The following is a 26,618-nucleotide window of genomic DNA, read 5'->3' on the forward strand; positions in this document are numbered from 1 at the left end:
ACGTCCGCGGCCCGCGGCCTACGGCGGGGGCTGCCGCGGTAGCCGGTGCGCCGGCCCCGCCGAGATGCCGTCGGACCCTGCGGCGGGCGCCGACACCTGGTGGATGCGCAGGGCCAGTTGGAGTTCCAGCGCGCGCTCCGGAAGGTGCCAGTCCCGGCCGAGGAGCCGCCCGATGCGGTCCAGGCGCTGCACCACCGTGTTGACGTGGACGTGGAGCGCCGCCCGTGTCCTGGCCTGGCTCATGCCGAGCGCGAAGTAGGTCCGCAGGGTGTGGGTGAGGTCGGTGCCGCGCTTCTCGTCGTAGTCCAGGAGCGGGCCGAGTCTCTGCCGTACATAGCCGCCCAGGTCCGTCTGGTCGCCCAGCAGGAGGCCGACGAAGCCCAGGTCCGCGAGCGCGGCCCCGGTCCCCCGGTGGCCCAGGGCGTGCAGGGCCGCCAGGCAGCGGCGCGCCTCCGCGTACGCCTCGGCGAAGTCCGGCGGACCGGTCACCGGACGGCCCGCCGCCGCGACGGTGACCGGGACGGCCACGGCCTGGCCCAGCTCGGCGGCGAGGGCGGCGGCGCTGGTGTTGGGGGTGTCGGAGGGGCAGATGAGGACCACGTCGTCGTGATGCTGTCCGGCCAGCCCCGTGCGCGCCTGCGCGGTGCGGGCGGCCGCGGCCAGCAGCCGCGGGCGGGGAAGGGTGTCGGCGTGCAGGACGAACACCGCGTGCGGCTGGCCCAGGTTCACGCCGAGGCGGCGGGCCCGGGCCGACAGGCCGGCGGGGTCGGCGGCCCGGGTGAGCAGGTCACCCAGCAGCTCGCCCCGTACCCGGTCCTCGGTTTCGGCGACCGAGCGGCGCAGGAGCAGCAGCAGGGCGGTGACGACGCTGGCCCGTTCGAAGAGCCTGCGGTCGGCGTCGTCGAGGTCGGGGCGGCCGGTCAGGGCGATGCTGCCGAGGAGTTCGTGGCCGGCGAGGACCGCGCACACCCAGGTGCCCTGGACCGGGACCGCGCGGCCGCCCGTCCGGGAGGCGGCAACCGCCTGCGGCCGCGGGGGCTGCGGGTCCGCGCCCGCCCGGGCGAGTTCGGTTCCGTCCGCGTCGTGGATGAGCATGCCGCCCTGCAGGACGGTGCCGATGGCGGTGGCCACCTCCGTGATGCCCGCTCCGCGCAGCACCAGGTCGGTCAGCCGGTCGTGGGCGTCCTCGGCGCGCCGCATCGCCCGGCTGTGGGCCTCGATCGTCTGTGAGGCCGCGTTGAGGTCGACCAGTGCGGTACGGGTCTCCTCCAGGAGCCGGGCGCTGTCGATGGCGATGGCGGCGTGGTCGGCGAGCGAGGCGAGCAGGGCGACCTCGTCGGGGGTGAAGGCGCGTGCGGTGCGGTCGGCGGCGTAGAGGACGCCGATCACGCGGGTGCCCAGGCGCAGCGGCACCCCGAGGATGGCCCGCAGGCCCTCCTCCGCGACGGCGCTGTCGATGGTGGCGGTGTGCTTGAACCGCGGGTCGTCGCGGTAGTCGCCGGTGGTGTAGGGGCGGGCCGTTTCGGCGACCAGCCCGCCCAAACCCTCCCCCATGCCCAGGCGCACCTGCTGGAAGGCGGCCGACACGGAGCCGTCGGTCACCCGCATGTAGGTGTCGCCGGCCTCGTCGTCGTTGAGGGACAGGTAGGTGACGTCCGTACCGAGGAGGAGTTTGGCCCGGTGGACGATGGCCCGCAGGACGGCGTCGAGGTCGCGCAGCGCGGCGAGGTCGCCCGCGGTGTCGAAGAGGGCCGCCAGTTCGGCCTCGCGGCGGCGGTGCTGGCTGAGGGTGCGGCGGATGGCCAGTGCGGCCTGGGTGGCCTCGGCCATCTCCCGCGCCCGCGCCGCGGAGAGGCCGCTCTGCCGGGCGGCTTCGGCCGGCCGCGCGAAGTGTTCGGCGGGCGCGCCCTCGGCGAGCAGGTCCAGCAGCCGGCGCAGGACGGTCCATGCCTCGCCGTCGCCGGGGCTCTTCGCGGTCGTGGGCATGTCGGGCTCTCCGGGGTACGGGGCCGGCCGCCGCCCCTGGCGACGGCGGCGGCCTGCGGTGCGGTGCGGTGCCTTGCTAGGTGCCGGGGGAGGTCAGTTCGGCGTCGGCGCCGGCCCGGCGGCTGCCGGGGACCGGGAGGGGGTCCCCATCGAGCGGCCCGGCCAGGCTACGCCCGCGCGTTTCCCGGGCGGCGAGGACGGTCGCGCTCGTGATGAGCGCGGCCGCCGCGAGGTAGATCGAGATCGGCAGTGAGGAGCCGTAGCCGTCGAGCAGGGCCACCGCGATGATCGGGGCGAGGGCCCCGCCGATGATGGAGGCGAGCTGGGATCCCATCGAGGCGCCGGAGTAGCGGACCTCGGTGTCGAACATCTCGGAGATGAAGGCCGCCTGGGGTCCGTACATCGCGCCGTGGAAGAGCAGCCCGATCGTGACGGCGGCGGCGATGACCGGGAAGGACTTGGAGTCGAGCATCGCGAAGAAGGCGAAGGCCCAGCCGGTCATGCCGAGCGAGCCGATGAGCGTGACCGGGCGGCGGCCGATCCGGTCGGACAGCGCCCCCCACAGCGGGATGGTGACGAAGTGGACGGCGGAGCCGATGAGGACGGCGTTCAGGCCGTCGCTCTTCGACAGGCCCAGGTGGGTCGTCACGTAGACGAGCAGGAAGGCCGTGATGACGTAGTAGGAGATGTTCTCGCCGAGGCGGGTGCCGATCGCGGTGAGGACACCCCGCCAGTTCGTGCGGAACACCTCCACGACGGGCGGCTTCCCGGCGCCGCCGGTGCCGGCGGCGGCCTGTGCGGCGGCCTTGGCCTGGGCTTCGAGGAAGAGCGGGGTCTCGGAGACCGACACCCGGATCCACAGGCCGATCACGACGAGCACGCCGGAGAGGAGGAACGGGATGCGCCAGCCCCAGGCGAGGAAGGCCTCGTCGGACTGGACGGCGGCCAGCAGGGCGAGGACGCCGGTGGCGAGCAGGTTGCCGCCGGGTGCGCCGGCCTGGGGCCAGGAGGCCCAGAAGCCGCGGTTCTTGTCGTCGCCGTGCTCGGAGACCAGCAGGACCGCGCCGCCCCATTCGCCGCCGAGGGCGAAGCCCTGGATCAGGCGCAGCACGGTCAGCAGGATCGGTGCGCCGACGCCGATGCTCGCGTGGGTGGGCAGCAGGCCCATGGCGAAGGTGGCGCCGCCCATCATGAGGAGGCTGAGCACGAGGAGCTTCTTGCGGCCGATCTTGTCCCCGTAGTGGCCGAAGACCAGGCCGCCGAGCGGGCGGGCCGCGAACCCGATCGCGTAGGTGAGGAAGGCGAGGAGGGTGCCGACGAGCGGTTCGCTGCTGGGGAAGAACAGCTTGTTGAAGACGAGCGCGGCCGCGGAGCCGTAGAGGAAGAAGTCGTACCACTCGATGGTGGTGCCGATGAGGCTGGCGCTGATGACGCGGCCGATGCCGGCTCTGGCCTGCTGCGGCTTCGGGGAGGTCGGGGAGGGCTGGGATGCCATGGCGGGGATACCCACCTTTCGGCCGGGGACGGGAGGGGAACGGGAGGGGTGCTGACGCGCTAGCGGTGGTCAGGCGGCGGTCCAGCCGCCGTCCAAGGGGATCGAGGTGCCGGTGAGGTAGCCGGTGTGCGGTCCGCAGAGCCATACGGCGACGGCGGCGACCTCCTCCGGTTCGATCAGGCGCTTGACCGCGGAGCGGCTGAGCATCACCTCGCCGACGACCTGGTCGGCGTCGATGCCGTGAGCGGCGGCCTGGGCCGCGATCTGCCGCTCCACCAGGGGGGTGCGGACGTAGCCGGGGCTGACGCAGTTGCTGGTGATGCCGTACGGGGCCCCTTCGAGGGCGGCGACCTTGCTCAGCCCCTCCAGGGCGTGCTTCGCCGCCACGTATCCGGCCTTGAACGCGCTGGCCCGCAGGCCGTGGACGCTGGAGATGTTGACGATCCGGCCCCAGCCCCGCGCCCGCATGTGCGGCAGGGTCCGGCGGAGCAGCAGGAACGGGGCGTGGACCATCACCTTCTGGATGAGTTCGAAGCGTTCCGGGGGGAACTCGGTCAGCGGCGCCACGTGTTGGAGGCCCGCGTTGTTGACCAGGATGTCGATGTCGGCCGGCAGCCCCTCCACGAGGTCGCCCCGGGCCAGGTCCACGACGTGCGGGGTGCCTCCGGTCTGCCGGGCCACGGAGGTGGCCGCCCCCGCGTCGATGTCCACGACGTGGACGTGGGCCCCGGCCGCGGCGAGGGCGGTGGCGCAGGCGCGCCCGATACCGCTGCCGGCGCCGGTCACCATGGCGGTGCGGCCCGCCAGGGCGGCCCCTGCTGTCCCGTCGAACGCGGGAGTGATTCCGCTTGTCATGGCCGGAATCATCCGCGACGGGGCCGGGCCGCTCCCATGTGTGGGACCACCACACTCGGACCCGGCGATGTGTCTGACATCGCCAGGGGTCGCGGGGCGGCCCGGCCTCGGGTCAGCCTCCGACGGCCCGCGCCCAGGCCCGTGCGAACAGTTCGTGCACGGGGACCGGCGACAGGAGGCGGACGAACGGGCCCTGGAACTCCGAGGAGTCGGCGGACACCCCGTGGTCGGGGAGTTTGGCGGCTTCCAGCGGCAGGTGGGGGGCCTTGAACTCCGCCCACGCGCCCGGCACGAACGCCGTCCGTCCCGCGCGGGCCCGCTTGCCGGTGTGGATCGCGCCCGCCGCCTCCAGTTCCGCCTGGGCCGCCTTGTGGCGGGCGGGGGTCCAGCCGTTCCATCGGCGGACGCCCCGGTCGGTGGGCCTGGCCAGGGCCAGGAGCTGGAGGTGGAGGGCGGCCGCGTCCGCACCGACCCCGAGGGCGCCCGCGACCTCGGCGACCAGCTCCGGGACGCTCGAGGCCGGGTTCAGCTCGTAGCCGCCCGGCGGCACGGGCGTCGAGGCGGCGCGGGCGACCATCCGGGCCAGCCCCCCGCCGCACACGGCCTGGATCCGCCGGACGGCCTCCAGCACCCGGGGCAGGCCCAGTTCGCCGCACAGCCGCACCGCGCGCTCCACCCGCTGCGGATCCGCCAGGGAGGCCGGGCGCAGGAACACGTCACGGCCCGGCGACGCGACCACGAACAGCCCGTCGTCGTAGGCCGCGGCCGGTTCGGTGTCCTCCCGGTAGGGCGGCTCCGGGCAGGGCAGCACGGTGCCCGCGTACGGGAGGAAGGCCGGGTCCTGGGCCGCCGCGCGGCCCAGCGCGGCGTTCGAGCACAGCGGGATCAGCGTCCGCGGGTCGTCCAGCCGCGCGCGCAGGGTGCCGTAGAGGGCGGTGGCGGCCCGCGCCGCCGGATCACCGACCGGACGCTCCGTCAGCGCCCAGGCCACGACGGACGCGGGCTCGGCGGGGAAGGACCCGGGCAGGCCCGCCCGCCGGCCGGCGCTGCCGTCCGGCTCGGCGTGGTGCAGGCTGAGCCCGCCGCTCCGGCTGCCCACCAGGACGTACCCGGAGCCGCCCGGGGTCGCGGCTTCCCCGGGCGCGGCTTCCCCGGGCGCGGCTTCCCCGGCCGCGGCTCCCCCGGCCGCGAGGGCTCGGGCCCAGCCGTCGCCCAGGCCCAGGTCGGTCTCCAGGGCGTTCGCGAGTTCCTCGTCCACGTAGGGGGTGGTTCCGAGCCGCTCCGCCCAGGCCGCGGCCATCCGTTCGGCCGCCGCGCTCAGCGCGCCCTCCTCCCACAGCTCGGCCGGGTCCTCGGGCAGGCCCGCCGCGAGCACCGCGCGCCGCCCGGTGTCGCCCAGGCGGTGGCAGAGGTCGTCGTACTGGCGGGCCACGGCCCGGTCGGCCTTGTACGGGGCCGCGCGCAGCAGCTTCAGGTGCTCGTCGTGGTTCGCCCGCCGGGGCAGCCCGCCGAGCACCAGGGCGGCGATCGGGCGCCGGACACCCGTGCGCCGCGAGAACAGGTCCAGCGCCTCGGCCGGCGGCGCGAGCGGTCCCCGCTCGGCCACCAGCCGCAGCAGCCGGGGCAGCCGCGCCGCGTCGTCCCGCCCGATGACGACGATCTCGTACCCGGCCTCCCCGGTCCCCTCGCCGTCCCCGGACGCCGGGGCGGCCTCCGGCGACGGGTCCGCCGCGGACTGCACGAAGCGGGCCAGGCCGCCGCGCTCGGGGCCGGAGGCCACCGGGCGCCCCGCCGCCCGGCAGCGCGCCAGCGCGGCCTCGGGCGCCCGGCCGGTGCGCCACCGGCCGCCGGGCTCCGCGTACGGCTGGCCGCTCCAGGTCTCCAGCAGGGCGGCCAGGGCCCCGCGCTCCGCCTCGGCGGTGGTGCCGACGGCGGCCCGCCAGGCCACCGCGTCGATCCCGCCCAGGAGCACGGCCCAATCGGCCGGGGCGGCGTGCGGTGCCAGCCGGCGCGTCTCGTCGTCGATCTCGCCCCGCAGGTGGCGGCCGTCCGCGGCGAGCGCCGTCAGGGTCGCGGGATGCGGCCCGGGCACGTACGCGTGGTACGGCCGGACCTCGGGCAGCAGCCCGCCGAGCGCGGCGGCCAGGGCGGTGTCCGCGACGGCCTCGGCGAGCCGTACCACCGGCCCGGACCGCATGATGCCGACGCGGCGGGACAGGTCCTCCCGGCGCCGTCGGACATCGGCGGCGAGCAGCGCGGCGCGGACGACGCCGTCGACCACGCGCGGCTCGGTCACCTCGGGCAGCGCCCGGGCGATCACGGCGCGCACGCCCGTTTCACCGGCCGCGTCGAGGAGGGCCGCGTCGAGCAGGGCCCGTACGGCCTCGTCGCCGATCGCGCGCAGCGCCTTGGAGGACGGTTCGTCGCGGGGGGCGAGGAAGTGCCAGTAGGCGGGCGGCGGGACCGGGCCGACGCCGTGGGCGGAGGGCCGGTCGCGGGAGGAGCGGTCGGGGCCGTGGAGGCCGTGCGCCTCCCACAGCAGGGAGCCGTCCTCGGCGGCGTGGCAGCGGATGGCCGCCTCGCCCGCGAGCACCGCGTCCTCGCCGCCCTGGGGCATCCGGACGATGCCCCAGGGGCGGCGGCCCGGGCGCCTGCTGCGGTAGCGGGCGCGGCGGCCGTCGATCCCCTCCAGCAGGAAGTCGGTCGGCGAGGGTCCCGCGTACGGCGTGCGGTACAGCACCCGGCAGCCCGTCAGGCGCCCGTCCTGGCCCAGCGGTGAGGCGGGCGCGCCCTCCGGCAGGGCCGCCAGGGTCAACTGGTCCCGGAAGAGCGCCATTGCGGGCGGCACCTCGGCCCTACGGTGGAAGTCGGGCAGCGTGGGCTCCGCGGCGCGCGCTCCGGTGACGGGGTCGACGCGGGCCCAGTCGTCCCCCGAGGCGAAGACCTCGGAGCTCCAGATGCCGGAGCCGTCGCCCATCTGGTAGTCGTGGTGCCGGATGCCTTCGCGGCCGCCGGGCCGCAGAACCCCCTCGCCGTCGTGCCTGCCCCGGCCGTCCGCGCTCTCGAACTGGTAGCCCAGGCCGCCCTGGATGCTGTCCAGGTACGGCCGCAGTCCGCGTGCCTGCTCGGGCCGGAACACGTCCTCGGGGCTGCCGGTCCAGAAGGCGTGGGTGGCGAAGGGGCTCTTGGGGTCCGTGGTCCAGCTCACCATGAACTGGCCGCCCGCGAAGTGGACCGTGTGGTGCGTGGTCTGCGCGGGCAGTGTGAACGCGTGGGCCGCCCGCACGCCCGAGGGGGCCACGGCGACGGCGCTCTCCCGGCCGTAGAGCGTGAGGACGGGCCAGGTGCAGGTGACGCCCGCGAGCTCGCCGGGGCCGAAGCCGGCCAGGGCCGCGTCCAGGGCGGGCCAGCCCAACTCCTCGGGCAGACCGGCCCGCAGGGTGCGGGCGAGCGAGCCCGTCAGGTCGAGGGAGGCCAGCACCTCCTCGATGCCGTCCAGGGCCGTGGCCGTCGGCCGGTCCAACAGGCCGCGCAGTTCGCCGACGGCTTCGGCCGCCGCGGCCAGCCCGCCGCCCGCGAGTGCGCCGATCAGGCTCTCGATCCTGGTGTGCACTTCGGCGGCGATGCCCGCGTTCTCCGGGAGCCGGGTGATCGCCGTGCCGGCGCCCCGCAGTCCGGCGTGCACGGTGCCCTCCAGGCGCGGCCCGAACACCGGGTCCGCCGCGAGGGCCTTGAGGTCGCGCCGCGAGCGCTCGCCCCAGAAGTGGAGCCGGACCGCCTCGCCCGGGTCCTGCACCGCGACTCCCTCGGCGAGGCAGACGTCCAGCAGGTCCGCGTCCAGGCCGGGCCAGCGGTAGCGGTCCTCGTGCAGCCGGACGGGCTGTCCGGCCGCGCGCAGCCGGGGCGCGAACCGGGCCGCGAGGTCGAGCAGTTCCGGGGGCATCGGCTGGCGGGACACGCCCCCGTACGGCTCCTTGCGGTGGGAGTAGCTGCGGGTGTAGCGCCCCAGCCAGGCGGCGAGGCCGCCCTCCGGGGTGATCCGCCCGGCGGCCGCCGCGTCGGCCGCGCCCGAGCGCAGCAGGAGCCGCAGCCAGGCCGCCGCGTCGTTCCTCGACTCCGGGAACACCTCCAGCAGCCGGGCGTTCACCCCGTCGCCCTGCGGGTGGTCGGCCAGCAGCGCGGCCACCGCGTCGAGCAGGGTGTCCGGTACGGCCTTCCCGCTGGCCGCGCCGATCAGCGCGGCCAGCACCCGGGCCTCCTCGGCCGGGCCGAGCCCGGCGGCGCGCGCCGACGCCCTGACCCCGCGGGCCAGATCGGCGGGCGGTTCCCCGGGCGAGGCCGCCCAGGCGGTGAGGACCCGTACGTACTCCGTGTGCGCGGCGGCGGGGTCCAGCTCCGCGGCCAGCCACGTCTGGTGGGCGCGGAGCTCCTTGGCGGGCAGGGCGCCGGCGCGGGCGAGCAGCAGCGCGTTCTCCCGGCGCCAGTCCGGGTCCACCGGGAGGGCGTGCTCCCGCTCGGCGGTGCGGGCCAGGGTGTACGCGCGGGCGGCGGCCTTCGGGTCCCAGGAGAGGAGACGTGGGCCATGGTGTCCCAGAACCAGGGCAGATGGGCCGGCGGCAGCCCTCGCGCGAGGTGCGCCATCCCGTCCAGGGCGCGGCCCGCCTTCGGGTACGCGCGCGACACGCGGTCGCGCACGTCGGCGAGCAGGCGGGCCGCGGCGGCTTCCGCGCCCGGGTCGTGGGCGCGGACCCAGTCGGCGTACGCCTCCGACCTGTGGGGTTCCGACGGGAGGGGGACGGGAAGGTTCATGCGTCCGATCCTGCCAGGCGCTACTGACAGCTCCGGGACGGATTCCCACGAGAACGGTTTGCGCGTACTCGTGGGTATCGGGACCCGACGGCGCCAGGATTTGATACTTCTGGACCAGTCCGTGCGCACACTGCCCGCGGGAAGGACGTGACCATGCTCGATTTTCTGCGCCCCAAGACCGTTGTCTGCGCGTACTGCCGGGCCACCGACAAAGAAGGGGTCGCGCGGACCCTGAGCGCCGTGGGGGGCGCGCTGTCGGTGACCTGGCACACGGCGGCGTGCCCGCACTACGCCGCCGACCTCATCCTCGCCGACGGCGAGAAGAGGCCTTAGAGGTCGTTTTCGTCCGATGTTTCATCCCAGAATCGGGTGTTCCGTGGCCGTCTTCGGGTCGCGCCAGGAGATGGTGTTCTCGCTTGTGAGGCGGCGGGCCATGAGGTCGGTCATGGCGATGTGGATCACGGCTTCGGAGCGGGTGGGCAAGGTTTCGTAGTCGCGGGCAAGGCGTCGGTGGAACATGAGCCAGCCGTAGGTCCGCTCGACCGCCCACCGTTTGGGCATGGGGGTGAATCCCCTGGTCCCGGGCTTGCGGGTGGTGATCTCCATGTCGATGCCGAGTGTGGCGGCATGCTCAACGAGGTGCTGGCGGTAACCGCCGTCGACCCACACCTTGCGGATGCGGGGGTGTTCGGCGGCGACCTGGTCGAGCAGCGAGGTGCCGGCAACGGAGTCCTGCACGCTCGCCGCGGTGACCAACACTGCGAGGACAAGGCCGAGCGTGTCGGTGACGATGCTCCGCTTCCTGCCCACGATCTTCTTGCCCGCGTCGACGCCCTGGCCGGCAGCGGGGACGCTGGTGGAGGTCTTGACACTCTGGGCGTCGATCACACAGGCCGTTGGCTCTGCGTCCCGGCCCTCCTTCTCTCGCAGAAGCTGCCGGAGCAGGCCGTTGAGCTGGGCGAACACGCCCTCGTCAGCCCACTTGGCGAAGTAGCCGTAGACGGTGTTCCAGTGCGGGAAGTCGTGCGGGAGGTAGCGCCACTGGACCCCGGTACGGTCGACATACAAGATCGCGTCCATGATGTCGCGCAGGTCGTGTTCGGGCGGCCGGCCGAAGTCCAGGGCCCGGCCGCGGCGCTCGAAGCGCCATGCGGCCAGCACCGGCTCGATCAACTCCCAACGGGCATCGGACAGATCGCTCGGATACGGACGTCGCTTCGCCATACGTCCGGCGTACCGCGCCGGACCGCATGCGCCCAGGCGCACACCCGCGACGGTGGAAGCACACGACCTCGGAGACCGGTCATCCTGGGATGAGACAGGAACACGTGGCTTTTCGCCCCATCAGCCACCCCACCCGTCCCCGCTGGCGTCGATCGCCACCGCAACCTCACCTGCACCGCAACCCGACACTCCGAGAAGCTGTTGATAAGCCGCAGTCCAGGTGAAAACGACCTCTTAGAGGTCGTTTTCGTCCGATGTTTCATCCCAGAATCGGGTGTTCCGTGGCCGTCTTCGGGTCGCGCCAGGAGATGGTGTTCTCGCTTGTGAGGCGGCGGGCCATGAGGTCGGTCATGGCGATGTGGATCACGGCTTCGGAGCGGGTGGGCAAGGTTTCGTAGTCGCGGGCAAGGCGTCGGTGGAACATGAGCCAGCCGTAGGTCCGCTCGACCGCCCACCGTTTGGGCATGGGGGTGAATCCCCTGGTCCCGGGCTTGCGGGTGGTGATCTCCATGTCGATGCCGAGTGTGGCGGCATGCTCAACGAGGTGCTGGCGGTAACCGCCGTCGACCCACACCTTGCGGATGCGGGGGTGTTCGGCGGCGACCTGGTCGAGCAGCGAGGTGCCGGCAACGGAGTCCTGCACGCTCGCCGCGGTGACCAACACTGCGAGGACAAGGCCGAGCGTGTCGGTGACGATGCTCCGCTTCCTGCCCACGATCTTCTTGCCCGCGTCGACGCCCTGGCCGGCAGCGGGGACGCTGGTGGAGGTCTTGACACTCTGGGCGTCGATCACACAGGCCGTTGGCTCTGCGTCCCGGCCCTCCTTCTCTCGCAGAAGCTGCCGGAGCAGGCCGTTGAGCTGGGCGAACACGCCCTCGTCAGCCCACTTGGCGAAGTAGCCGTAGACGGTGTTCCAGTGCGGGAAGTCGTGCGGGAGGTAGCGCCACTGGACCCCGGTACGGTCGACATACAAGATCGCGTCCATGATGTCGCGCAGGTCGTGTTCGGGCGGCCGGCCGAAGTCCAGGGCCCGGCCGCGGCGCTCGAAGCGCCATGCGGCCAGCACCGGCTCGATCAACTCCCAACGGGCATCGGACAGATCGCTCGGATACGGACGTCGCTTCGCCATACGTCCGGCGTACCGCGCCGGACCGCATGCGCCCAGGCGCACACCCGCGACGGTGGAAGCACACGACCTCGGAGACCGGTCATCCTGGGATGAGACAGGAACACGTGGCTTTTCGCCCCATCAGCCACCCCACCCGTCCCCGCTGGCGTCGATCGCCACCGCAACCTCACCTGCACCGCAACCCGACACTCCGAGAAGCTGTTGATAAGCCGCAGTCCAGGTGAAAACGACCTCTTAGGGGCCGTCTCGTTCCGATTTCGCCGGCCCGACAGGCTGCGAAAGAGACGGCCCGAGGGCGGGGCGGGGATCAGGCGGCGGGGTCGGGGACCAGACCGTCGGCCACCAGGCCGGCCAGGACCGCCTGGCCCAGGGCCTGCACGGCGGACTGGGGGCGGACCATCACGGTGAACTCCTTGACCCGGCCCGCCTCGTCGAACTGGAGCAGGTCGATCCCGTGGATCTGCCTGCCGTCCACCACGGCCCGGAAGGGCAGGATCGCCGAGGGGGCCTCCGTGCCGTCGGCGCTGGTCTCGGCCGTGCCCTCCAGGGAGCCGACGTAGCGGAGGTCCTCGAAGACGCGCAGCAGGACGCCGAAGAGTCCCAGCACCATCGGCTTCCCCTCGAACGGGGTGAACTTCACCGGGCTGTACAACCGGATGTCGTCGGTGAACAGGTCGTCCAGCGCGGTGAGATCGCGCTTCTCCACGGCGGCGCGGAAGCGTTCGGCAGTCTCCATGACCCCTCCTCATACTCAAGAATGTGACTAGTCACTTTCTTGAGTATGATGCACCGGACGGACGAGGCGAGGGAAGGGGCTGCGGCGATGGCCTTGCGACATGCCGTGCTGGCGGCGCTGCTCGAAGGCGAGTACAGCGGTTACCAGCTGGCCAAGGTGTTCGACGTCAGCGTCGCGAACTTCTGGCACGCGCTCCCCCAGCAGCTGTACGCCGAGCTGGCCAAGCTGGAGAAGGAAGGCCTGGTGGCGGGCCGGCAGGTGGTCCAGGAGACCCGGCCCAACAAGCGCCTCTTCCACGTCACCGACGCCGGCCGCGCCGCGCTGGAGGAGTTCGCCGCGGGCGCGGCGAAGCCCTCGGTCATCCGCGACGACCTGCTCGTCAAGGTGCAGACGGCCGACCGGATCGGCACCCGGCCGGTGATCGAACAGCTCGAAGCCCGGGCCGTCGCCGCCGAGGCCAAGATCGAGCTGCTCGACTCGCTGCTGCGGCGGATGCGCGGCGACGCGGACGAGGAGGAGTTCCTCCGGAGCGGCGAGCGGATCGGCGGCTATCTGACGTGCCTGCGCGGTGTGGCTTTCGAACAGGGGCACCGCGACTGGTGCCTGCGGACCGCGGCCGTCCTGAGGGCGCGGCTGACCGGAGAAGAGGACGGCGACTCGTGACGAACAGTGCGTACCTGCGTTACGTCGCCCTGGGCGACAGCCAGACCGAGGGGGTGGGCGACGGCGACGACACCACCGGACTGCGGGGCTTCGCCGACCGGTTCGCCGAACACCTCGCGGTCGCGAGTCCCGGGCTCGCCTACGCCAACCTCGCCGTGCGCGGGCGGCTGGCCGGCCAGGTCCGCGCCGAGCAGCTGGCGCCCGCGCTGGCCCTGCGCCCCGACCTGGCCACCGTCGTCGCCGGGGTCAACGACCTGCTGCGGCCCCGGTTCAACGCCGAGGAGGTGGCCGGGCACCTCGAGGAGATGTTCGCCGCGCTCACGGCGGCCGGGGCCCGCGTGATGACCGTGACCGTGCCCGACCTGGGGGAGATCGCACCGCTGGCCCGGCCGCTCGCCTCGCGCGTGTCCGCCCTGAACGAGGGCGTCCGCGCCGCGGCCGCCCGGCACGGGGTCATGGTCGCCGAGATCGCCGCGCAGCCCGTCGCCACCGACCCGCGGCTGTGGGCCCCGGACCGCCTCCACGTCAGCTCCCTCGGCCACGCGCGGATCGCCGCCGCCCTCGCCGAAGCCGTCCGCCTGCCCGGCAGCGACGACTCCTGGACCCTCCCCCTGCCGCCGCGGGCCCTGCCCGGCCGCCTGCAGGCCGCGGGAGCCGAACTGCGCTGGGCGGCCGGGTTCCTCGGGCCGTGGATCGGCCGCCGCCTGCGCGGCCGGTCCTCCGGCGACGGCCGCACCGCGAAGCGCCCCGAACTCCTGCCGCTCGGTAGGCCGTCCCTTCCGGATCCTGCCTGACCCACGCCGCCCGGCGAGATCCGGAAGAGACGGCCTGGCCGGTATCCGTACAGGAGCCGTCGCGGAGCGTCTGGTGCGGGACGGTGCTCCAGTCCGCCGACGGCGGACTGGGGCACGCGGTGCATCGGGGGCGGCCGGCGGGCGAAGGCCCGCTCCAGCGTGCCGCGTCCAGCGAAAGCACAGCAGCCGGACCAGGTCGCCGGCCCCGGGCTCCGGGGGCGGGAGCGCCCTCTGGCGATGGCCGTGCCCGGCCACCCGTCAACCCTCAAACGATCGCGGTCCCGCCGGGGCAACGGGCCCCCGGCCGGCCCACCGGCCGCCGTCGGGCCGCATCCGGGCCCCGTTTGTGGTGGACGGCAGGGATTGCGGACGGTTCCTCACGGGTCGTAACGGAGGCAATTCGACAGGTAGTTATTGGGTGAATACCTGACTGAATTCCCGTCAATAAGACTCCGGTTCATATCTCGATTCGATAACGACTCCCCCTTGAAGGCCTGGACCAATCACCTGCGACGCGCGTAACTACCCTTATTTTGAAGCTTATTGATGGTTCGTCAAATTCGATCAACAGGTAACGGAACGATTTCTCGAACCACGCTCCTCTTTGTCCGAATTCTCCGGCGCATTCGTCTGGCAGGCTTCCGCGCACCCAGTGTTCCGAACTCGATTTGAGGTGCCCATGACAGGACGTCGCAGACGGCCCGAACACCGCCGCAAACCCCGGCGGTTGATACTCCTCACCGCCGCCATGGCCACGGCGGCGGTGATCGCCGGAGGCATCGCGTACTCCGGCAGCGGCGACGGGGCCCAGGCCGCGGCCCCCGCCGAGGCCGCCGCGGTGGAAGCCGCGGCGCCGGCGGCCGCACCCGCCCGGGACCAGGAGCCGGAGCCCATCGCGAGCGCGCCCGCCAACGAGAGCGACCGCGGCATGGTCTACGACGGCCTCGAGGTGGCCCCGAAGGGCGACAAGTGCGTCGGCGTCTACCGCACCGGCGCCGGCCACTGCACCCACGGCCCCGACGCCCCGCCCAAGGGCGTCGACATCACCAAGGACATCGCACCCGCCGTCAAGGCCTCGGCCCCCGCGGCCGATCCGGCCAAGCCCGCGGCCGAGGACCCGGCGACCACGGAAGGCGGCGGGCGTCCTCAGGACGCGCCCGCCGCCGACGCCGCCGCGGCCTCCGCGAAGGCGCCCGCCCCCGCGGCCCCGGCCGCCGGCGGCCAGGCCGTCGCCGCCGGCCCCGCGGGCCAGACCGTCCAGTGCGACGGCGACGGCAGCACCGGCAACCGCGTCCAGGTGGTCTACGTCCACGCTCCCGGCCGCGACCGCTACTCCGAGTACGTCGCCTCGTTCCGCAAGTGGGCGGCCGACGCCGACCTCATCTACGCGGCGAGCGCCAAGGAGACAGGCGGGGTCCGGCACATCCGCTACGTGACCGCCGCGGACTGCACCCCCACGGTCCTCAACATCGAGCTGCCGGCCTCGGCGCTGGCCGAGTTCAGCGCGACCAACGCCGCGCTCGCCGCCAAGGGGCTCGACCGCCGCGACCGCAAGTACATGATCTTCGCTGACAGCCAGGTCTACTGCGGCATCGGCACCTTCAACGGCGACGAGCGTCCCGGCCAGGCCAACCTGAGCAACTTCGGCCCCTCCTACGGGCGTACGGACTCCGGCTGCTGGGGCGGGCACACCGCCGCGCACGAACTCGGCCACAACCTGGGCGCGGTCAACAACAGCGCCCCGAACACCAGCCGCGGCGCGCACTGCACCGACGAGTTCGACGTCATGTGCTACTCGGACACGCCGTACTACCCGCAGATGCGCAACATCTGCACCAACCAGGCCTCCGAGAACATCCTGGACTGCAACCACGACGACTACTTCCACACCAGCCCGAAGCCGGGCAGCTACCTCGCCACGCACTGGAACATCGCCGACAACCAGTTCCTGATGCGCACCAAGGGGGGCGGCGACACCGACCCCGGTCCGAACCCGAACCCCACCCCGACCAAGAAGCCCACGCCGACGCCGACCAAGAAGCCCACCGGCGGTCCGGCCGTGACGGCGGCCCAGATCCAGTCCGACTCGGTCGTGGTGAGCTGGCCCAAGGTCGAGGGCGCCGCCTGGTACCAGGTCCTGCTCGGCGGCAAGCACCTGGCGTGGGTGCAGTCCCAGGCGCTGCGCATCTACAACCTCCAGCCGAACACCGCGTACACGGTCACCGTCTCGGTCCGCGACGCCTCCGGCCGTGACAGCGGACCGGGCAAGGCCGCCTCCTTCCGTACGACGGGTGCGGGCGGCGGCGCGACCACCCCGAACACCAAGTACCTGCTCGGCAACGGCAGCACCGGGATGAACGCCGAGGTGTGGGGCGGCCGCGGCGCGGACGGCACCGTGCTCGTCGGTGCGCGGGCCAACGGATACGCCCAGCAGCAGTGGTACTTCGACGACGCGGGCGGCGGGCAGGTCCGCATCCGGTCCGCGGTATCCGGCAAGTGCCTGCAGCCGGGCGGTACCCCCGCCGCGGGCATGTGGGTCGTGCAGCAGACCTGCGGCGCGAACGGCGCGCAGGCCTGGAAGCTGACCTCCCGCGGCGGCGCGGTCACCGTCACGGACCCGGGCGGCGGCTTCGCGCTGACCGTGAGCAACCGCCCCTACTACGGGAACTGGCTGCTCGACCTCCAGCGTGCGGACGGCCGCGCCACGCAGGCGTGGACCGTCCAGAAGGCCGGCTGACCGCCCCTCACCGGCCCGCTGACCGGCGCGGGGCGGTCACCGACCGCCCCGGCCGGCCCACCCCCGGCGGACGGCCGCACCTCGCGGCCGTCCGCCGGTCCCCTCACCCCAGCCACCCGGAGCACCGCCACGATGCGCACAAGAATCGCTATTCCGGCCCTGCTGGCCGCAGTCGGCCTCATGTTCCTGACCCCCACCGCGACCCACGCCCACGGCGACACCGTGAAGGTCACGGTCACCGGGCAGCGCGAGGGCCACGTCACCGCCGACATCACCTGGGAGAACGACGGGGACCCCGTCGACGAGACCGTCGCCGCCACCGTGAACGCCGTCAGCGCCGACGGCTCCCGCACGGCGGGGCCCTGGCGGCTGATCCGCGACGTCGCGGCCGCCCCCGCGGGTTGGACCACGGCCGAGACCCTGCCGCCCGGCGCCTGGAAGGTCACCGTCGACGTGGGGTTCCCGGCCCTCGGACACGGCGAACTGGCGGTCTCCGTACCGGTGGTGGACCCGGCCCCCAGCACCGGCTCCGCGGCGCCCGCGCCGACCGCACCGGCGTCCGCGGACGCATCCGCACCGGCGTCCGCGTCCGCCCCCGAGCCGGCCGCCCCCTCGGCTTCCGGCACGACGCCCGCGGGGAACGCGGACCACACCGTCTGGTGGACCACGGCGGGCGTGGCCGCGGCGGCGCTGGCCGGCGCGGCGGGCGGCCTCCTGCTGCGGCGGCGACGGGTACGGCGGATGCGCGCCCCGGGCCCGGGCACCGGCCGGACCTCCGGGTAGCACTCCCGGCGGCGGCCGCGGGCAGAGCGGCGGGTGCCCACCGGCGGAACCGCAGAACCCCGAACCCCCTCGCGGACGTCCCCGAGGTATGAACGTGCGCGCAGACACCCCGGCGGCCCCGCGGCGCCGCCGGCTCCTCCCCCGCTTCGACCGCGCCCCGCACGTCGGCCGAGGCCGGCTGATCGCCGCCCTCGCCGTCCTCGTGACGCTGCTGATGCTGCTGCACGGCTGGATCCCGGACCGGGGCCCCCACCTCGGCAGCCTCGTCGAGACCTTCCTGCCCTGGACCGCCGCGGCGGCCGTGGCGCTGCTCGCCGCCGCGCTGCTGCGCCGCTCCCGGGTGGCGGTGGCCGCCGCCCTGCTGCCCGCGGCCACCTGGGCCGGTGTGCACGGCGGCACGTTCCTCGACCGGGGAACCGGCGGCCCGGCGGACCTCACCGTCGTCACCCACAACGTCGACGACGTGAACCCCGATCCGGCAGGCACCGCCCGGGCCCTCGCCGCTTCCGGCGCGCAGCTGATCGCGCTGGAGGAGCTCACCGGGCCCGCGCTGCGGGAGTACGAGCGGACGCTCGCCGCGAGCCATCCGTACCACGCGGTGGCGGGCACGGTCGGCCTGTGGAGCACCTACCCCCTGCGCGACACGGCCGCGGTGCCGCTCGTACCGTGGCGCAGCGCCCTGCGGACCACCGCACAGACCCCCGGCGGCCCGCTCACCGTGTACGTGGCCCATCTCCCCTCCGTGCGGATCCTCCCCGGCTCGGGTTTCACCACCGGCCGCCGCAACGAGGCCGCGGGCCGGCTGGCGGCGGAGCTGGCCTCCGCCCCGGCCGGGCGCACGCTGCTGCTGGGCGACTTCAACGGCACCACCGACGACCGGGCGCTCGCGCCGGTGACGGGCCGCTTCCGCTCGGCGCAGGAGGCGGCGGGCACGTGGTTCGGTTTCAGCTGGCCCGCGCGGTTCCCCGTGGCCCGCATCGACCAGATCCTGCTCCGGGACCTGACCCCGGTGTCCGCCTGGACCCTGCCGGCCACCGCCAGCGACCACCTGCCGGTGGCGGCGTCGCTGCGGTGGTGAGGAGGGCCGGGGCGCCCGCGACGCCGGGAAGGTGTCGGGCCGATCAGGCGCCCGGGGTCAGCCGCTCCCACAGGAAGGTGTGCACGAGCGCCTCGTTGAAGGCCGTCTGCTCGTGGTCGGTGGCCCCGGCGTGGCCGCCGCCCAGGTGCTCGTGGAACAGGACGGGGTGCCCGGCCTCGCGCAGCCGGGCGGCCATCTTGCGGGCGTGCCCGGGGTGGACCCGGTCGTCGCGGGTCGAGGTGAGCAGCAGCAGGGGCGGGTACGCGGGCCCCTCGGTCCGGATCCGGTGGTAGGGCGAGATGTCCTCCAGGTGGGGCCGGTCGGCGGGGTTGTCCGGGTCCCCGTACTCGGCGGTCCAGCTGGCGCCCGCGAGCAGCCGGTGGAAGCGGAGCATGTCCATCAGCGGCACGTGCGAGACGACGGCGCCGAACAGCTCCGGGTAGCGGGTGAGCATCGCGCCCATCAGGAGGCCGCCGTTGCTGCCTCCCTCGATGCCCAGCTGGGCGGGGGTGGTGATGCCGCGGGCGGTGAGGTCCCGGGCCACGGCGGCGAAGTCCTCGAAGGCCCTGACCCGGTTCGCCCCGAGGGCGGCTTTGTGCCAGTCCGGCCCGTACTCGTGCCCCCCGCGGATGCCCGCGACGACGTAGGTGCCGCCGCGCGCCAGCCAGGCCCGGCCGGTGACCGCGCTGTACTGCGGGACCATGGAGATCTCGAAGCCGCCGTACCCGTACATCAGCGTGGGTCCGGGTCCGGGCCGGTCCTCGGGCCCGACGACGAAATAGGGGACCGTCGTACCGTCCGCGGACAGGGCGAAGTACTGGCGCACGGCGAGACCCTCGGTGTCGAACAGCGCCGGCCCCCGCTTCACGCTCTCGCCCCCGCCCTCGCCCGCCGTGCCCCGGTAGAGGGTGGACGGCTGAAGGTAGCCGGAGACGTTCAGGAAGTACTCGTCGCCGACGTCCGGGTCGGTGCACGTGACCGAGGCCGTGGACAGCGGCGGCACCCCGGCCAGCGGGGCGCGGCGCCAGCCGTCGGGGCCCGGTCCCGGGGTCAGGATCTCCATCCGGGAGGAGACGTCGGCGCGTGTGGTGAGGATCAGGTGGTTGCGGGTCCAGCTCCATCCGGCGAGCGCGGTGTGCTCGTCCGGGGTGAACAGCACCGCCGCCTCCCGCTCCCCCGCCCGGAAGGCCTCGAAGTCGAAGGCCAGCAGCGTGCCCGCGGCGTGGCCGAGCCACGGCGACTTCGGGGCGACGATCAGCCACTCCCGGTGGACGGACGCGCCGGCGTCGTCCGGCACCTCGATCTTCTCGGGCTCCGCGGCGGCCGCGCCCGCCGGGAGCAGGAAGAGCTCCTGGTGCCAGAAGTCGATCTGCCGGTGGAGGAAGTCCCGTTCGAAGCCCGGGGTGTCGTCGCGCCAGCCGGTGGCCGAGATGTCGGAGGGCCGGCCCTCGTAGACGAGTTCGGCGCCGGTCAGGGGCGTGCCGCGCCTCCAGCGGCGTACCTGGAGCGGGTAGCCGGACCCGGACATCGAGCCGGGGCCGAAGTCGGTGCCGATCCAGACCTCGTCGCGGTCGATCCACCCGATGGTGGTCCGGCCCTCCTCGACCTCGAAGCCGCCCTCGGCGAACTCCAGGGTGCGCAGGTCGAACTCGCGCACCACGCAGGCGTCCGCCCCGTCCCGGGACAGCAGCACCAGCGCGTGGTGGTGGTCGGGGCCCAGGACCCTGCTGCCCGCCCAGGCCCACTTCTCCCCCTCGGCCTCGGCCAGGGCGTCCAGGTCGAGGACCGGCTCCCAGACGGGCCGGTCCTTGACGTACTCCTCCAGCGTGGTGCGCCGCCACAGGCCGCGCACGTGGTCGGCGTCCTGCCAGAAGTTGTAGAGGTGGTCGCCGCGGCGGACGACGTAGGGGATCCGGCCGTCGTCGTCGAGGACCTCGCGGATCGCGCTCTCCAGCACCTTGAAGGCGGGGGTCCCGGTCAGTGCGGCCACGGTCTCGTCGTTGCGCTCGCGGACCCAGCCGAGGGCGGCCTCGCCGGTGATCTCTTCCAGCCAGAGGTACGGGTCTTCATCGCTCATCCGCCGATTGTGCACGACGCGGCGCACGGGTCAGGGCGCGATCCCGGGGTCGTGGCGCGCATCGCGCAGGGCCGTGCGCACCGACCAGATCACCGAGACCAGCGGAACCGCGACGACCGCGCCCACCACTCCGGCGGCGATGGCGCCCGCGATCACCGAGATCGCCACCACCAGCGGGTGCAGCCGCACGGCCCAGCTCATCACCAGCGGATGCAGCAGGTGCCCCTCGATCTGGCCGATGACCACGATCAGCGCGACCACCAAGCCCGCGACCAACGGCCCCTGTGCGGCGAGGGCGACCACCGCGGCGACCCCGAGCGCGACCGGGGAGCCGATCAGGGGGATGAAGGCCGCGAAGAACTCCAGCAGCGCCAGGGGGACGGCCAGCGGGACCCCGAGGAAGTACAGGGCCAGGCCGACGAGGACCGCGTTCGTCGCCGCGACCAGCACGATGCCGTGGGTGTAGCCGGTGAACGCGCGCCAGGCCGCGCGCCCGGCCACCGCCGCCCGCGCGCGGGCGGAGACGGGCAGCTGCGCGCAGAACCAAGCCCACTGCCGGTCCCCGCCGTGCAGGAAGAAGACGGAGGAGAACACGGCGAGGGCGAGCACGGTGAGCACCTGCACCAGGTGGCCGGCTCCGCTGAGCGCCGTACTGAGCAGGGTCGAGCGGTGGCTCGACAGGTACTGCCCGACGCGGGACTGGACGTCGGACAGCGCTCCGGGGTTGAGGCGGAAGGGCGGTTGCTCCAGCCACCGCTCGATGCGGCCCAGGCCCTCGCGGAACTCCCGCACCAGGGTGGTGCTCTCGCCCGCCACCGCCTCGCCCACCAGCACCAGCACGCCCAGCAGCAGCACCGTGCTGCCCAGCAGGCAGGCGGCGACCGCCAGCGACCGGGGCAGTACGCGGGCCAGCCGCCGGTTGGGAGCGGAGAGCAGCGCCGTGACGACGAGGCCGAGGAAGAGCGCCACGCCGATCTCGTGGAAGCGGCCGAGGACGGCGAAGACCGCGTAGACGGCGGCGCCCACGACCAGCAGACGCCAGGCGTACGAGGCGGCCGTACGAAGGAACGCTGACACCGGCGGCATGAGCCATGGGTGCCACCGCGGAGCCGCGATGGCACGCGCGCGGCGTCGGGTTCGGCCGTCCGGGGCGGATAATTCCGTTGCCGGACCGGAGCCGGGCACGGACGATGGCCCCTCGTGAGTACTTCCCGCTGGGCCGCCGTGCTGCCCGACTTCACCCCCTGGCGCTCCGGGCGCGATTTCCGGCTGCTGTTCTACCAGGGCACGGTGACGTTCTTCGGCTCGTTCATGGCGATGATCGCGCTGCCGCTCCAGATCAAGCACCTGACCGACTCGCCGCTGGCCGTCGGCGCGATGGGCGCGGTGGAGCTGGTTCCGCTCGTGGTCTGCGGCCTGTACGGGGGCGCCCTCGCCGACGCCGTCGACCGGCGCCGGCTGATCCTGCTGACCGAGGCCGGGCTCGGGTTGCTCGCGCTGGTCCTGCTGGTGAACGCGCTGCTGCCGGACCCGCTGCTGTGGCCGCTGTACGTGGTGGCGGCCGGTGTGTCGGCGCTGACCGGGCTGCAGCGGCCGGCCCTGGACTCGCTGATGGCGCGGATCGTGCCGCACGACCAGCTGACGGCCGCCGCAGCGCTCAACGGGCTGCGCTACCAGTTCGGCGCGATCGCGGGTCCGGCTCTGGCCGGCCTGGTCGTCGCGTACGCCGGGTACGCCGCGGCCTACTCGGTCACCGTCGCCGGGTTCCTGGTCTCCGTACTGCTGTGCCTGCGGCTCTCCCCCGCCCCGCCCGTGGGGGACGCCGAGCGGCCCTCGCTGCGCGGGATCGCCGAGGGCGCGCGCTACGCGTGGAGCCGTCCGGTGCTGCTGGGCACGTACGCCGTCGATCTCGCCGCGATGTTCTTCGCGTTCCCGAACGCCATCTTCCCCTTCCTCGCGGACGAGCTGGACGCGGAGTGGGCCCTGGGCCTGATGTACGCGGCGGGCGCGGTGGGCTCCCTGGTGCTGGGCCTCACCAGCGGCTGGACCTCGCGGGTACGGCGGCACGGGCTGCTGGTGGTGGGCGGGGCCGGGGTGTGGGGTCTGGCCATCGCGGCCGCGGGCTGGCTGGCGAACATCTGGCTGGTGCTGCTGTGCCTCGCGGTGGCGGGCGCCGGCGACATGCTGAGCGGGCTGGGGCGCGCCACGATCTGGAACCAGACGATCCCCGAGGGGCTGCGGGGGCGGCTCGCCGGGATCGAGGTGCTCTCCTACAGCGTCGGCCCGCAGCTCGGGCAGGTCCGGGCGGGCACCATGGCCGGCTGGACGGGCACCCGGACGGCGTTCTGGAGCGGCGGTCTGGCCTGTGTGGCCTCGGTGGCCGTGCTCGCGGCGCTGCTGCCGAAGCTCATCTCCTACGACGCGGACACCGACGAGGACGCGGTGCGCCGCCGGGCGTCCCGAGAGGCCGACGCGCAGACGGGGGGCTCGCCCGTGGCTCCGTAGGGCTGGGGGTCTGTGGGGCTGGGGGGGGCGGCCCGCCGCCGGAGGTTACTCGCGAGGAAACACGGGCGTTGGCTATGGTGAGCGCCCTCCGGTCGAGTCCCCCTTCGGATCCAATGATCACAGACGGATTCGCTGCGTCGATCGAAGGACGTCCTGCCAATCCAGGGCCTGTTATGCGCAGTGTCCGTGCGACGCACTGCCGGCAACACCGCCCGGCGTCGGCTCGGTACGAGCCGGCCTGCCTCGCCCTGCCACCCAGGACCCGACGGCGGCGGCCCTCTCATTCACCTACCTCGCGAAGGCAAGGCAGAGATGGCAAGAATCTCCCCCCCATCCCCACGGCGGTCCCCGGGGCATTCCTCGGAGCCGTCGTCCCGGCGCTCCTCCCGGCACGCTCGTCATCCCGTGGACGAGCTGCTCCCGGTCCCCAAGCTCGCCGTCTACGGCTTCCAGCACGTGCTCGCGTTCTACGCGGCGGCCGTGATCGTCCCGGTCCTGCTGGGCAACGCGTTGGGCCTCTCCCGCGAGGATCTCGTCCACCTCATCAACGCGGACCTGCTGACCTGCGGCGTGGCCTCGATCATCCAGGCCCTCGGCGTCTGGAAGATCGGCGCGCGGCTGCCGCTGGTCCAGGGCGTCACCTTCACCGCCGTCTCGCCCATGATCGCCATAGGTTCGGGCGCCGGCGGCGGCACCGCCGGCCTGCTCGTCGTCTACGGGGCGGTCATCACGGCGGGCATGGCCACGTTCGCCTTCGCGCCGCTCTTCGGCAAGCTGGTGAAGTACTTCCCGCCGGTCGTCATCGGCACGATCCTCACCATCATCGGCATCACCCTGATCCCGGTGGCCCTCCAGGACGCGGCGGGCGGCGCGCACCTCGTCGGCACTCCCGCCTACGGGGAGCCGAAGAACCTCGCGTACGCGCTGGGCACCCTGCTCTTCGTCCTGGCCGTGGTCCGGATCGGCAGGCCGTTCCTCAGCAGCCTCGCCGTCCTGCTCGGGCTCGTCGTCGGCACCACCGCGGCCTGGCTGTTCGGGGACGCCGACTTCGCCGCGGTGGAGGAGACGGCCTGGTTCGGGGTCACCACCCCGTTCCACTTCGGCATGCCGCGGTTCGAACTGCTGCCGATCGTCGCGATGCTCGTGGTCATGCTGATCACCATGGTGGAGACCACCGGGGACGTGTACGCCATCGGGGAGATCACCGGCAAGCGGGTCGATGCCGACACCGTGGCCCGGGCGCTGCGCGCCGACGGCGCGGCGACCGTACTGGGCGGTGTCCTCAATTCCTTCCCGTACGTGGCCTTCGCCGAGAACATCGGGCTCGTGCGCATGTCGAGGGTGACGAGCCGGTACGTGGTCGTCGCGGCCGGCTTGTTCATGATCGTGCTGGGACTGCTACCGAAGGCGGGCAGCCTGGTCGCCTCGGTTCCGCATCCGGTGCTGGGCGGCGCCGCGCTCTCCATGTTCGGCATCGTGGCCGCGGTCGGCATCCAGATCCTGGGGAAGGCCGACCTGCGCGAGGAGCGCAACACCCTGATCCTGGCGGTGAGTCTGGGCGCCGCCCTGCTGCCGACGACGGTCGCGCCGTTCTTCGACCGGATGCCGGACGACGTGCGGGCCGTGCTCGACAGCGGGATCACGCTGGGCGCCCTGACGGCGATCACGCTGAACCTGCTCTTCAACGTGTTCACCAGCCGCTCCACGATGGAGATCGACTGGGAGGAGCACGCGGGCGGCTACCGGGACGGCCACGGCGAGGACCACGGCGAGGACTTCAGGCGGGGTGGCGCCGCCGGCCCGCACCTGGGAACGGCCGCCCGCTGAACCGGCCGCGGGCCGGGACGGCCCTCGCGGCCTCCCGGCCCGTGTCCCGGGCCGCCGGCCCGCGCCGTGTCACCGGCCGCCCGGGGGGAAGGGCGCGGCGTTCCCCTCCTCGCCGATCAACTCCCAGAAGTGGTCGACGAGTCGGCGCAGGTACGCGGCGCGTTCCGCCGCGATCTCCTTCAGCCTGGCGTCCGCGTTGCGGGCGACCAGGTGCCCCATGTACCGCTCCGAGAACTCGGCGAACTCCGCGTGCATCGTGCGCAGGGCGTCGCCCACGCTGGTCACGTCCACCACCACGATCTCCGCGACCGGCTCCACGTGCGCCTTCCACCGCCCGTCCAGGGCCGCTCGCAGGTGCTCCGCCAGTTCGTCCACCCGGCCCATGATCCCGATGAGCCCCCGCAGCGACAGCCCGAGGGCCTCCACCAGCGCCCTGGTCTGCCAGGCGTCCCCGTCCCAGCGCCGCTCCGCCTCGGCCGCGCGGTACCGGGTCGGGTCCATGCCTATGCGGTACGCGAGCCGCTCCACGGTGAGCCGGCGGGCCAGCCGGTGTTCGGCGAGGGTGCGCGGTTCGACGCCCATCAGCGTCTGGGCCCCGCACCACAGCACGTCCGCCAGGGCGAAGAGCTGCCGGTCGGACGGGACGTGGGAGCCGTGCTCCCAGGCCAGGACCAGATCGGGGTGGACGGGGGTCCCGCAGACCCCCATCGCGTGGGCGACCTGGGCCGCGGTCAGGCCCATGCGGGCCCGCGCGGACCGTGCCGCCCCGGGGGAGAACGGAATGCTGTGCACCTGCGCGACACCTCGCAACACCCTGCGGCGCGCGGCACCGGAGGGGAGACAGAAGGATGGATGAACACCAAGCGCGGGCACAGTAACAGATGTTCAGCGGGGCACAACCGCCTCGAACCCTTCAATTCGAAGGCTCGCCACCCCGCGTACCGGGCAATCAAACCCCGCTAGGCGGGGCCTCCCGGCTCGAACCCCGCGAGGATCTGCTCCAGCGCAGCCTGGTCCGGCCCCACGAAGGGGCTCATCCCCGGCGCCGCCGCGATGGTGTCGAGGAACCGCGGGGCCAAGCCGAAGGCCGGCGGCAGGTGCGTGCACAGGATGGTCTCCGGAGCCATGGACCGCAACGGCTCCACGGTGGCGCGGAACCGGTCCGGGTCCGCCACCTGGACCCAGGGGCTGTCCACGCTCGCCCACAGCAGCTGGGCCGCCTCGAGGTCCTCGGCGCGCACGGCCTCGACGTCGCTGCCCGTGGCCACGTCGGCGGTGGGCATGGGGCCGCCGAAGCAGTCGGAGCTGAAGCAGGTGTGGGAGCGGTCGTCGTAGAAGCCGACGGTGGCCGGGTTGTCGAACAGCGGCGGCCGGAACGCGTGGAGCGTGCGGTCGCCCACGTCCAGGCTCTGGCCCGGGTTGAGGAAGTACACGCGGTCCATCGGCAGCGGGTGCTCGGTCGACATGATCCCGGCTCCCAGGAACGTGGTCACCACCCGCGCCGCGGGTGCCGCTTCGAGCAGCGCGAAGAGGCCGCCCGTGTGGTCGCGGTCGGGGTGGGTCAGCCAGATCCACCGCACGTCGGCGGGGTCGATCACGGAGCCCAGCGTGTTGAGCAGGTCCCGGTCGGGCAGGCCGACGCCGGTGTCGACGACGACCGGCTGGGCGCAGTGCAGTACGAAGACGTTGACCGGGAGGAAGCCGAGCCCCGGCACCTCCAGGCAATCGGCGAGAACAGTGCTGTCAGGTCCTGCCTTGTGTGTGCTCATGGCGGTCTCCCCTGGCCACGGCCCCGCGTCGACGGGCTCTCCTCCCATCCTGGCGCGGCCGGGTTGCGGCCGCGCGCGGGACGGGGTAGCCGGTGGCGAGGAAGGCGGGACCGTCCGGTAGCCGCGGCGTTTGTGTTGCCGAGGTGGACGC

At 73.7% G+C, this 26,618-nt stretch carries 19 protein-coding genes; 8 read left to right on the top strand and 11 right to left on the bottom strand.

Annotated elements, in window-relative coordinates:
- Window positions 1-18: 18 nt before the first annotated feature.
- The 4 genes from BGK67_RS04905 to BGK67_RS38710 form a co-directional block, all read right to left on the bottom strand.
- Entirely contained in the window at window positions 19-1,986 is a 1,968-nt protein-coding gene (locus BGK67_RS04905; protein ID WP_079154020.1) for a helix-turn-helix domain-containing protein, read from the bottom strand.
- A 76-nt stretch (window positions 1,987-2,062) separates the two neighbouring features.
- Window positions 2,063-3,481: an MFS transporter gene (locus tag BGK67_RS04910; RefSeq protein ID WP_069918742.1), complete on the bottom strand. Its 1,419-nt coding sequence runs from the start codon at window positions 3,479-3,481 to the stop codon at window positions 2,063-2,065.
- Between the two features lie 69 nt (window positions 3,482-3,550).
- Window positions 3,551-4,336 (bottom strand): 3-hydroxybutyrate dehydrogenase, encoded by a 786-nt coding sequence (locus BGK67_RS04915; RefSeq protein WP_069918743.1) that lies wholly within the window; start codon window positions 4,334-4,336, stop codon window positions 3,551-3,553.
- Between the two features lie 112 nt (window positions 4,337-4,448).
- Window positions 4,449-8,831, bottom strand: coding sequence for a hypothetical protein (locus tag BGK67_RS38710; protein ID WP_167739545.1), 4,383 nt, complete (start codon window positions 8,829-8,831; stop codon window positions 4,449-4,451).
- A 467-nt stretch (window positions 8,832-9,298) separates the two neighbouring features.
- On the opposite strand from BGK67_RS38710, the gene BGK67_RS04925 reads away from it, so the two are divergent.
- Window positions 9,299-9,478, top strand: a complete 180-nt coding sequence (locus tag BGK67_RS04925; protein ID WP_069918744.1) for a hypothetical protein — start codon at window positions 9,299-9,301, stop codon at window positions 9,476-9,478.
- Between the two features lie 21 nt (window positions 9,479-9,499).
- Here BGK67_RS04925 and BGK67_RS04930 read toward each other — a convergent pair whose 3' ends face one another.
- From BGK67_RS04930 to BGK67_RS04940, 3 genes are all read right to left on the bottom strand, one after another.
- Window positions 9,500-10,369: an IS5 family transposase gene (locus tag BGK67_RS04930; protein WP_079154021.1), complete on the bottom strand. Its 870-nt coding sequence runs from the start codon at window positions 10,367-10,369 to the stop codon at window positions 9,500-9,502.
- A 259-nt stretch (window positions 10,370-10,628) separates the two neighbouring features.
- On the bottom strand, window positions 10,629-11,498 hold the full coding sequence (locus BGK67_RS04935; RefSeq protein WP_079154021.1) for an IS5 family transposase: 870 nt from the start codon (window positions 11,496-11,498) through the stop codon (window positions 10,629-10,631).
- A gap of 307 nt (window positions 11,499-11,805) precedes the next feature.
- Window positions 11,806-12,234 (bottom strand): nuclear transport factor 2 family protein, encoded by a 429-nt coding sequence (locus BGK67_RS04940; protein ID WP_069918745.1) that lies wholly within the window; start codon window positions 12,232-12,234, stop codon window positions 11,806-11,808.
- 87 nt (window positions 12,235-12,321) lie between these two features.
- Here BGK67_RS04940 and BGK67_RS04945 point away from each other — a divergent pair, with 87 nt between their 5' ends.
- From BGK67_RS04945 to BGK67_RS04965, 5 genes are all read left to right on the top strand, one after another.
- Window positions 12,322-12,897 carry a PadR family transcriptional regulator gene (locus BGK67_RS04945; protein WP_069918746.1) on the top strand — a complete coding sequence of 192 codons (576 nt, stop codon included), beginning with the start codon at window positions 12,322-12,324 and terminating at the stop codon, window positions 12,895-12,897.
- Window positions 12,894-13,691: an SGNH/GDSL hydrolase family protein gene (locus BGK67_RS04950; protein WP_069918747.1), complete on the top strand. Its 798-nt coding sequence runs from the start codon at window positions 12,894-12,896 to the stop codon at window positions 13,689-13,691. The genes BGK67_RS04945 and BGK67_RS04950 overlap by 4 nt, the downstream gene beginning before the upstream one ends.
- Window positions 13,692-14,370: 679 nt before the next feature.
- Complete coding sequence (locus BGK67_RS04955; RefSeq protein ID WP_244291149.1) at window positions 14,371-16,428, top strand: RICIN domain-containing protein; 2,058 nt, start codon at window positions 14,371-14,373, stop codon at window positions 16,426-16,428.
- Window positions 16,429-16,560: 132 nt separating this feature from the next.
- Window positions 16,561-17,211, top strand: coding sequence for a hypothetical protein (locus BGK67_RS04960; RefSeq protein WP_141754011.1), 651 nt, complete (start codon window positions 16,561-16,563; stop codon window positions 17,209-17,211).
- An 88-nt stretch (window positions 17,212-17,299) separates the two neighbouring features.
- Window positions 17,300-18,289: an endonuclease/exonuclease/phosphatase family protein gene (locus BGK67_RS04965; protein ID WP_069918749.1), complete on the top strand. Its 990-nt coding sequence runs from the start codon at window positions 17,300-17,302 to the stop codon at window positions 18,287-18,289.
- Window positions 18,290-18,332: 43 nt separating this feature from the next.
- Here BGK67_RS04965 and BGK67_RS04970 read toward each other — a convergent pair whose 3' ends face one another.
- Together BGK67_RS04970 and BGK67_RS04975 are read right to left on the bottom strand one after the other, a co-directional pair.
- On the bottom strand, window positions 18,333-20,366 hold the full coding sequence (locus BGK67_RS04970) for a prolyl oligopeptidase family serine peptidase (protein WP_069918750.1): 2,034 nt from the start codon (window positions 20,364-20,366) through the stop codon (window positions 18,333-18,335).
- Window positions 20,367-20,396: 30 nt separating this feature from the next.
- Complete coding sequence (locus BGK67_RS04975; protein ID WP_069918751.1) at window positions 20,397-21,452, bottom strand: AI-2E family transporter; 1,056 nt, start codon at window positions 21,450-21,452, stop codon at window positions 20,397-20,399.
- A gap of 114 nt (window positions 21,453-21,566) precedes the next feature.
- On the opposite strand from BGK67_RS04975, the gene BGK67_RS04980 reads away from it, so the two are divergent.
- Window positions 21,567-22,871, top strand: coding sequence for an MFS transporter (locus BGK67_RS04980; RefSeq protein WP_069918752.1), 1,305 nt, complete (start codon window positions 21,567-21,569; stop codon window positions 22,869-22,871).
- 312 nt (window positions 22,872-23,183) lie between these two features.
- A complete protein-coding gene (locus BGK67_RS04985) occupies window positions 23,184-24,698 on the top strand; it encodes a nucleobase:cation symporter-2 family protein (RefSeq protein ID WP_079154022.1) in 1,515 nt (504 codons plus the stop codon).
- Between the two features lie 69 nt (window positions 24,699-24,767).
- Here the strand turns inward: BGK67_RS04985 and BGK67_RS04990 are convergent, their stop codons facing one another.
- Both BGK67_RS04990 and BGK67_RS04995 read right to left on the bottom strand, forming a co-directional pair.
- Window positions 24,768-25,490: a helix-turn-helix domain-containing protein gene (locus BGK67_RS04990; RefSeq protein ID WP_107488770.1), complete on the bottom strand. Its 723-nt coding sequence runs from the start codon at window positions 25,488-25,490 to the stop codon at window positions 24,768-24,770.
- 167 nt (window positions 25,491-25,657) lie between these two features.
- Window positions 25,658-26,467: an MBL fold metallo-hydrolase gene (locus BGK67_RS04995; protein ID WP_069918754.1), complete on the bottom strand. Its 810-nt coding sequence runs from the start codon at window positions 26,465-26,467 to the stop codon at window positions 25,658-25,660.
- Window positions 26,468-26,618 lie beyond the last annotated feature (151 nt).

This window comes from Streptomyces subrutilus (assembly GCF_001746425.1).
GTDB classification, from domain to species: domain Bacteria; phylum Actinomycetota; class Actinomycetes; order Streptomycetales; family Streptomycetaceae; genus Streptomyces; species Streptomyces subrutilus_A.

Coding starts and splice junctions, on each gene's coding strand:
- BGK67_RS04925 (WP_069918744.1), top strand. CDS start 9,299: ATGCTCGATTTTCTGCGCCCCAAGACCGTTGTCTGCGCGTACTGCCGG.
- BGK67_RS04965 (WP_069918749.1), top strand. CDS start 17,300: ATGAACGTGCGCGCAGACACCCCGGCGGCCCCGCGGCGCCGCCGGCTC.
- BGK67_RS04975 (WP_069918751.1), bottom strand. CDS start 21,452: ATGCCGCCGGTGTCAGCGTTCCTTCGTACGGCCGCCTCGTACGCCTGG.
- BGK67_RS04945 (WP_069918746.1), top strand. CDS start 12,322: ATGGCCTTGCGACATGCCGTGCTGGCGGCGCTGCTCGAAGGCGAGTAC.
- BGK67_RS04930 (WP_079154021.1), bottom strand. CDS start 10,369: ATGGCGAAGCGACGTCCGTATCCGAGCGATCTGTCCGATGCCCGTTGG.
- BGK67_RS04935 (WP_079154021.1), bottom strand. CDS start 11,498: ATGGCGAAGCGACGTCCGTATCCGAGCGATCTGTCCGATGCCCGTTGG.
- BGK67_RS04905 (WP_079154020.1), bottom strand. CDS start 1,986: ATGCCCACGACCGCGAAGAGCCCCGGCGACGGCGAGGCATGGACCGTC.
- BGK67_RS04955 (WP_244291149.1), top strand. CDS start 14,371: ATGACAGGACGTCGCAGACGGCCCGAACACCGCCGCAAACCCCGGCGG.
- BGK67_RS04970 (WP_069918750.1), bottom strand. CDS start 20,366: ATGAGCGATGAAGACCCGTACCTCTGGCTGGAAGAGATCACCGGCGAG.
- BGK67_RS04915 (WP_069918743.1), bottom strand. CDS start 4,336: ATGACAAGCGGAATCACTCCCGCGTTCGACGGGACAGCAGGGGCCGCC.
- BGK67_RS04960 (WP_141754011.1), top strand. CDS start 16,561: ATGCGCACAAGAATCGCTATTCCGGCCCTGCTGGCCGCAGTCGGCCTC.
- BGK67_RS04910 (WP_069918742.1), bottom strand. CDS start 3,481: ATGGCATCCCAGCCCTCCCCGACCTCCCCGAAGCCGCAGCAGGCCAGA.
- BGK67_RS04940 (WP_069918745.1), bottom strand. CDS start 12,234: ATGGAGACTGCCGAACGCTTCCGCGCCGCCGTGGAGAAGCGCGATCTC.
- BGK67_RS04995 (WP_069918754.1), bottom strand. CDS start 26,467: ATGAGCACACACAAGGCAGGACCTGACAGCACTGTTCTCGCCGATTGC.
- BGK67_RS04985 (WP_079154022.1), top strand. CDS start 23,184: ATGGCAAGAATCTCCCCCCCATCCCCACGGCGGTCCCCGGGGCATTCC.